Origin of the sequence: Streptomyces sp. NPDC044984 (assembly GCF_040646935.1) — a bacterium.
Lineage (GTDB): Bacteria > Actinomycetota > Actinomycetes > Streptomycetales > Streptomycetaceae > Streptomyces.
Map to the genome: position 1 here is coordinate 21031 of NZ_JBEZBE010000062.1, position 7453 is coordinate 28483.

The following is a 7453-nucleotide window of genomic DNA, read 5'->3' on the forward strand; positions in this document are numbered from 1 at the left end:
TCGTTTCACCGGGCCTCCCCGGGGACGCGGTGGGCGGTGACGTCCGGTCGGCCCACGCCGTCCAGGACGGTGTCCGGGGCCGTGGTGTGCGACCCCGCCGTGGCGCGGGCGAAGGCGGCCGTTCCGCCGACGAACGGCACCCGCGCGGAGGTACGGGCCAGATCGAGAGTGAGCGTCGGGGTGTCGGCCGGGGGATCGATCAGGCCCCGGTCGGTGCCGGCGACGATCAGTGCCAGGCGGTGGCCCCGGGGGACGACGTGGTCGGTGGCCGCCAGGTCGAGGGTGATGGTGTACCGCTTGCCGGGGGTGAGCGGCTCGCCCTTTCCGTCGTCGGCGTGGTTGCCGAGGTCGGCCCAGCCACGGCTGACGATCGTGTGCTCGACGTCGGTGGTCGTGGCGCGGGTCTCCTGGAAGCAGGAGCTGTCGCCCGCGGTGCTCGCGCCCCAGCAGGTGCGCTCGGGAAGGGTGGTGATGCCTTCTCCGTCGGCGGTGTAGTCGCGGACGGTGTCGGGGCCGAGGTCCACGAGTACGGCGGAGAGGTGGGCCGTGGGTGTGCTGGGGGTGGCGGTGACGGTGACCCGGGAGGCGCCGGACAGGCGCAGGTCGCGGGTGAGCGGGCCGGTGACGAAGCCGGCCTTGTCCGGGGTCGGGGTGTCGACGCGGGCGGCCCAGTCGGTCTCGCTCAGCCGCGGGTCGTCGGTGAAGGCCTCGGTCCCCTTGCCCTTGCTCAGGCCGAGGGTGCCGACGCCGGCCTCGGTGCCCCGCGCGGGGCGCAGGGTCGTGGTGTGGGTGCCGCGCGGCGGCCAGCTCTTCGAGGTCACCCACTGGTCGGGCCGGCGTTCGATGTCGGCCACGGGTTCGCGGTCGATGCCGTTGTCGTAGCCGAGGAGTTCGTGGTCGAACCAGCGGTGCAGGGTGTCGACCCACTCGGCGCGGCGGAAGTCGAAGGGGTCGACGTGGCCGGTCTGGGAGAGCCAGATCTTGCGCTCGACGCCGTTCTCCGCGAGGGCGTCCCACCAGGGGCCGACGTGCTGCATCCGTACGTTGAGGTCCTGCATGCCGTGCACCAGGAAGACGCTGGCCTTCACCTTCTTCGCGGCGCGCACGTAGTCGCGTTCGGTCCACAGGGGTGTCCGGTCGCCGGTGCGCGGGGCGCCCTCGACGAGTTCGCGCTGGACCTCGTCGCACCGGTCGCGGGCCTCGGGTGTCTCGACGTACTGGGACAGCCAGTCGGGGCCGGAGTCGTAGAGCGGGGCGCCCTGGGTGAAGTAGTAGTCGTACCAGGAGGAGATGGCGGCGATCGGGACGATGGTCTCCAGGCCCTCGACGCCGGTGGCGGCGACGCCGTTGGCGATGGTGCCGTCCCAGCTCTTGCCGATCATGCCGGTGCGGCCGTTGGTCCAGTCGGCCCGGGCCCGTTCGGTGCCGGTGCGGGTGGTGTACGCCGTGCCGCGGCCGTTCAGCCAGTCGACGACGGCCTTCGCGGACTGGATGTCGGAGCGGCCCCCGACGTCCACACAGCCGTCGGACCGGTTGGTTCCGGCCAGGTCGACACCGACGACGGCGTAGCCGCGCGGCACGAAGTAGTTGTCGTAGAACAGCGGCATCCGCACGACGTCGCCGTTCGCGTCGTAGGTCTTCTTCTGGCTCTCGTTGCCGCGCCCGCAGCAGGAGTAGTACGGGCTGGCGTCCATGATGACGGGGACCTTCCGGCCCCGCTGTGCGGGTTCGCTGGGCCGGACGATGTCGACGGCGACCCGGTCGGTGCGTCCGTCCCGGTCCTCGTCGAGCCCGGTGTCCACCCAGACGGCCTCGCGGACGGCGTCGTCGTAGGAGTGGACGGGCAGGCTCTCGCGCGGCGGCGCGGAGTGTGCCGCCACGGGGGTGAGGAGCGTGGCCGTCAGGGCGGCGGTGGCCGCCGTCGCGAGCGGTCTCCAGGTCGTGAAGCGCGTGCGTTTTGGCATGCGCGGGACGGTACAGGGGTGAACTCGGGTGCAGAAGAGGGCGGTTGGCGCCTCATGGAGTCACCGGTGGCTGAAACCACGCCTGGTGGGGCGCGCCGGTTCACGCGCGGGAGCGGTGACGGGACCGCTCAGTCGCCGTGGTCGTACACCGTCACCGGTATCCCGCGCCGTACCAGTCGCTCGGTGATCAGGGGTTCGACGCGGGACCACTTGCCGCCGGCCAGGCCGCAGCCGATGCGGGGCATGTGCACGGAGGCGTTCAGCTCCGTCGCCCGGTCGGCGAGGCGGCCGAGGGCGGTGTCGATCGCCTCGTAGCGGACGGGGACGCCCTTGCTGCCCGTCCGTACACCCCGCTGGCCGATCATGTTGGCCACCCAGACGTACCGCTCGACCCGGACCAGCTGGACCGCGCCCAGAGCGAAGTCGTTCGCGGCGCGGTCCCGGTGCCAGGCGCGGTAGGCGGCCTCCGGTTCGGGCCAGCGGCGCGACACGGCCAGGACGAAGCCCTTCCCCCACCCGCCGATGTCGTTGCAGACATGGGCGATGACCTTGACGCCCTTCGCCGACGGTACGGTGGCGTCACCCCGGACATACGTGATCTCCGACATGACGCCACCGTAGACGTCGCCACTGACAGTGGCTCCGGCCCGTTGCTTCGTCAGCGGCCCGCTACTTCGTCAGCCGCGAGAGCTCCCGGTCCGCGTTCCGCGCCACCCGGCGGCGGACGCCGTACCAGCCGCCGACCAGCATCGCGGCGATCACGGGGACGAGCAGCAGCGTCTTGCGGCCGACCTCCGGGTCGTTCCACATCAGGCCGAGGACGGAGACCAGGAAGGCGATGGTGGCGATCTCGGTCACCGGGCTGCCGGGGAGCCGGAAGGACGGGCGGGCGAGGAGTCCGGCGCGGGCGCGGCGGACGAAGACCAGGTGGCAGATCATGATGATCACCCAGGTGCTGATGATGCCGAGGGAGGCGACGTTCAGCACGATCTCGAAGGCCTGGGCCGGCATGAGGAAGTTCAGGCCGACGCCGAGGACGCACACGCCGCAGGTCAGCAGGATGCCGCCGTAGGGCACCTGGCTGCGGTTCATGCGGGCGGTGAACTTCGGGGCGGAGCCCGCCATGGCCATGGAGCGCAGGATGCGGCCGGTGGAGTACAGGCCGGAGTTCAGGGACGACATCGCGGCCGTGAGGACGACGAGGTTCATCACGTCGCCGGCGGCCGGGACGCCGATCTTCGACAGGACCGTGACGAAGGGGCTCTCGCCGGCCGAGTACATCGAGCCGGGCAGCAGGAGGGCGAGCAGGACGACGGAGCCGACGTAGAAGAGGCCGACGCGCCACATGATGGAGTTCACCGCGCGGGGGACGACCTTCTCCGGTTCGGCGGTCTCGCCCGCGGCGACGCCGACCAGTTCCAGCGCCGCGTACGCGAAGATCACGCCCTGCATGACGAGGACGACGGGCAGCACGCCGTGCGGGAGGATTCCGCCGTTGTCGGTGATCATGTTCAGGCCGGGGGTGCCGCCGCCCACCTCGTGCCGGGTGGCGAGCAGGAAGACGCCGACGAACATGAAGGCGACGAGGGTGGCGACCTTGACGATCGCGAACCAGAACTCCATCTCGCCGAAGATCTTCACCGAGATCAGGTTCACCGCCAGGACCACGGCGAGGGCGATCAGCGCGAGCACCCACTGCGGGATGTCGGTGAACGCGCTCCAGTAGTGCGTGTAGAGGGCGATCGCGGTGATGTCGGCGATGCCGGTGGTCGACCAGTTCAGGAAGTACATCCAGCCGGCGACGTACGCGCCCTTCTCGCCGAGGAACTCGCGCGCGTACGACACGAAGGATCCGGACGACGGCCGGTACAGGACCAGCTCGCCCAGGGCGCGGACGACGAAGAAGGCGAAGACGCCGCAGACCAGGTAGGCGATCGCGAGCGCCGGGCCCGCGTCGTGCAGGCGTCCTCCGGCGCCCAGGAAGAGTCCGGTGCCGATCGCGCCTCCGATGGCGATCATGTTGACGTGGCGGGCCTTGAGGTCCTTGCTGTAGCCGGCGTCGCCCGCGTCCGCGGGCGTCGGGGCCGCGGCGGTGCGCTCTGCGGCCGTTGCCGTGGTGACGGCGTCCTTGCTCACGAAGTGGTTCCACTCTCTGGTGCGCTCGGGCGGGTCGCGCCCGGGTGTCCGGATTGCCTCGGCCGGCGCGCTCGGGTCACGGCACAGACCGAGGGGGCACCTTTCCCGAAGTGCGGTGCCTCACGCGATGGCGCACGTCACACCGCGGAACATCTCACACGCCCGCGCGGGGTGACAGCCGAGGTGTCACAGCGGTGGTGGGACAGCGATACTGCTGCACATGACGACCGAGACCGAGCAGCCGCTCACGATCGACGAACTGGCGGCCCGGGCCGGTGTCACCGTGCGCACGGTCCGCTTCTACGGCACCAAGGGGCTGCTGCCGCCGCCGGTGATCGGTCCCCGGCGGGTCGGTCACTACGGGCGGGAGCACCTGGCCCGGCTGGAGCTCATCGAGGAGTTGCAGCACCGGGGCATGACGCTGGCGGCGATCGAACGGTACCTGGGGCAGCTGCCGCCGGACCTGAGCGTCCGGGACCTGGCGATCCAGCGGGCGGTGGTGGCCTCCTGGGCGCCCGAGGCGGTGGAGACGGTGTCGCGCGGGGAGCTGGAGCGCCGGGCGGGGCGGGCGCTGGGCGAGGAGGATCTCCGGCGGCTGGCGGCGATGGGAGTCGTCGAGCGGGACGGCGAGGTGTTCCGGGTCGACCCCGGGCTGCTGCGGCTCGGGGTGGAGCTGCTGGACGTACCGCTGTCCCACGAGACGGTCCTCGCCGCGCGCACCGCGCTCATCGAGCACTCCCGCGCTGCCGCCCGCGAGCTGTCGCGGCTGCTGCGCGACGCGGTCGCGGAGCGGGACGCGCGGGACGTGCGGTCCCTGTCCGCCCGGATGCATCCGCTGGTGGTGCAGGCGCTGCTGACCACGTTCCAGCGGTCGCTGCGGGAGGAGCTGGCCCAGTGGCTCGACGAGGAGGGGTGACGGGGCGCGCCCCGTCACCCCTCGCCGCGGGTCAGCGGGCGTCCGTGAAGGTCTCCCCCCGTTCCGCCTTCGCCACCAGCAGCGCCGGCGGGGTGAAGCGCTCGCCGTAGCGCTCGGCGAGTTCCCGCGCGCGGGCTACGAATCCGGGCAGGCCGCCCTCGTAGCCGTTGATGTACTGCAGGACTCCGCCGGTCCAGCCCGGGAAGCCGATGCCGAGGATGGAGCCGATGTTGGCGTCGGCGACGGAGGTCAGCACGCCCTCCTCGAGGAGCCGGACGGTGTCCAGCGCCTCGGCGAACAGCATGCGCTCCTGCATGTCGCGGAACGGGATCTCATGTCCGGGCTTCGTGAAGTGCTCGCGCAGTCCCGGCCACAGGGCGCCCCGCTTGCCGTCCTCGCCGTACTCGTAGAAGCCGGCGCCGCCGCTGCGGCCGGGGCGCTCGAACTCGTCGACCATGCGGTCGACGACGGCTTCGGCGGGGTGCGCGGTCCAGGTGCCGCCGGCCTCCTCGACGGCCCGCTTCGTCTCGTTCCGGATCTTGCGCGGGAGGGTGAGCGTCAGCTCGTCCATCAGGGAGAGCACCTTGGCCGGGTAGCCCGCCTGGGCCGCCGCCTGCTCGACCGACGCGGGCTCGATGCCCTCGCCGACCATGGCGACGCCCTCGTTGATGAAGTGCCCGATGACGCGCGAGGTGAAGAAGCCGCGCGAGTCGTTGACGACGATCGGGGTCTTGTTGATCTGCCGGACCAGGTCGAAGGCGCGGGCCAGCGCCTCGTCGCCGGTGCGCCCGCCCTTGATGATCTCGACCAGCGGCATCCTGTCGACGGGCGAGAAGAAGTGCAGCCCGATGAAGTCGGCCTGGCGCTGGACGCCCTCGGCGAGGGCGGTGATGGGCAGGGTGGAGGTGTTGGAGCACAGCAGCGCGTCGGGGGCGACGACGTCCTGGATCTCCTGGAACACCTTGTGCTTGAGGGAGGTGTCCTCGAAGACGGCCTCGATGACCGCGTCGCAGCCGGCGAGGTCGGCGGCCTCGGCGGTGGGCGTGATGCGGGCGAGCAGCGCGTCGGCCTTCTCCCGGCTGGTGCGGCCCTTGGCGACGGCCTTGGCGCACAGCTTCTCGGAGTAGCCCTTGCCCTTGACGGCGGCCTCCAGGGAGACGTCCTTCAGGACGACGTCGATGCCCGCGCGGGCGCACGAGTAGGCGATGCCGGCGCCCATCATCCCGGCGCCGAGGACGGCGACCTTGGTGACCTCGCGCGGTTCGACTCCCTTGGGCCGGCTGGCGCCGGAGTTGACGGCCTGGAGGTCGAAGAAGAACGCCTGGATCATGTTCTTCGCGGTCTGTCCGGCGGCCAGCTCGACGAAGTAGCGGGCCTCGATGACCTGGGCGGTCTCGAAGTCGACCTGGGAGCCCTCGACGGCGGCGGCCATGATGTTGCGCGGGGCCGGGTAGGGGGCGCCGCCCGTCTGCTTGCGCAGGTTGGCCGGGAAGGCGGGCAGGTTGGCGGCGAACTTCGGGTGGGCGGGGGTGCCGCCGGGGATGCGGTAGCCGGGCCGGTCCCAGGGCTGGGCGGACTCGGGGTGGGCGTCGATGTAGGCGCGGGCCTTGGCGAGCATGTCCTCGCGCGTGTCGGCGATCTCGTCGACCAGGCCGTTCTGCTGGGCGCGGCGCGGGCTGTACTGGGTGCCCTGGAGGAGCACCTTCAGCAGCGCGTCGGTGATGCCGAGCATGCGGACGGTGCGGACGACGCCGCCGCCTCCGGGGAGCAGGCCGAGGGTGACCTCGGGGCAGCCGATCTTGGAGCCGGGGGCGTCGAGGGCGATCCGGTGGTGGCAGGCGAGGGCGAGTTCGTAGCCGCCGCCGAGGGCGGCGCCGTTGATCGCCGCGACGACGGGCTTGCCGAGGGTCTCGATGCGGCGCAGGTGCCGCTTGAGGGCCATGCCGCCGTCGAAGAGGTCCTGGGCCGTCTCGGGGGTGACCCGGATGAGGTCGCGCAGGTCGCCGCCGGCGAAGAAGGTCTTTTTGGCGGAGGTGATGATGACGCCGCGGAGGGAGTCCTTCTCCGCCTCCAGGCGGTCGGTGATCACGGCGAGGGAGTCGCGGAACGCCCGGTTCATGGTGTTGGCGGACTGGTGGGGATCGTCGATGACGAGGGTGACGACGCCGGTGCGGTCCTGTTCCCAGCGGATGGTGGTGCTCTCGGTCATGGGGAAGTCTCCGTGAGTGAGGTGGCGGGTCGCCGGGGTTCAGAGGCGTTCGACGACGGTGGCGATGCCCATGCCGCCGCCCACGCACAGCGTGGCGAGGCCGTAGCGCTTGTCCTGGCGTTCGAGTTCGTCGACGAGGGTGCCGAGGATCATCGCGCCGGTGGCGCCGAGGGGATGCCCCAGGGCGATGGCGCCGCCGTTGACGTTGACCTTGTCCAGGGACAGGCC

5 protein-coding genes and 1 pseudogene are annotated in these 7453 nt (G+C 71.6%); 1 reads left to right on the forward strand and 5 read right to left on the reverse strand.

Features of this window, described 5'->3' with window-relative positions; all coding sequences use genetic code 11:
- Window positions 1-5: 5 nt before the first annotated feature.
- From AB0A94_RS36910 to AB0A94_RS36920, 3 genes are all read right to left on the reverse strand, one after another.
- Window positions 6-1964, reverse strand: coding sequence for a Xaa-Pro dipeptidyl-peptidase (locus AB0A94_RS36910; RefSeq protein ID WP_361751183.1), 1959 nt, complete (start codon window positions 1962-1964; stop codon window positions 6-8).
- 128 nt (window positions 1965-2092) lie between these two features.
- The gene (locus AB0A94_RS36915; RefSeq protein WP_361751185.1) at window positions 2093-2572 is read right to left on the reverse strand and encodes a macro domain-containing protein; all 480 of its coding nucleotides are present in this window, start codon (window positions 2570-2572) and stop codon (window positions 2093-2095) included.
- Window positions 2573-2633: 61 nt separating this feature from the next.
- Window positions 2634-4100 carry an amino acid permease gene (locus tag AB0A94_RS36920; RefSeq protein ID WP_361751187.1) on the reverse strand — a complete coding sequence of 489 codons (1467 nt, stop codon included), beginning with the start codon at window positions 4098-4100 and terminating at the stop codon, window positions 2634-2636.
- A 220-nt stretch (window positions 4101-4320) separates the two neighbouring features.
- Between AB0A94_RS36920 and AB0A94_RS36925 the strand changes: the two genes are divergently transcribed.
- Window positions 4321-5016 carry a MerR family transcriptional regulator gene (locus AB0A94_RS36925; RefSeq protein WP_361751189.1) on the forward strand — a complete coding sequence of 232 codons (696 nt, stop codon included), beginning with the start codon at window positions 4321-4323 and terminating at the stop codon, window positions 5014-5016.
- 31 nt (window positions 5017-5047) lie between these two features.
- Here the strand turns inward: AB0A94_RS36925 and AB0A94_RS36930 are convergent, their stop codons facing one another.
- Window positions 5048-7225, reverse strand: a complete 2178-nt coding sequence (locus tag AB0A94_RS36930) for a 3-hydroxyacyl-CoA dehydrogenase NAD-binding domain-containing protein (RefSeq protein ID WP_361751191.1) — start codon at window positions 7223-7225, stop codon at window positions 5048-5050.
- Between the two features lie 39 nt (window positions 7226-7264).
- Window positions 7265-7453: pseudogene (locus AB0A94_RS36935) on the reverse strand (acetyl-CoA C-acyltransferase); the annotation flags it as partial.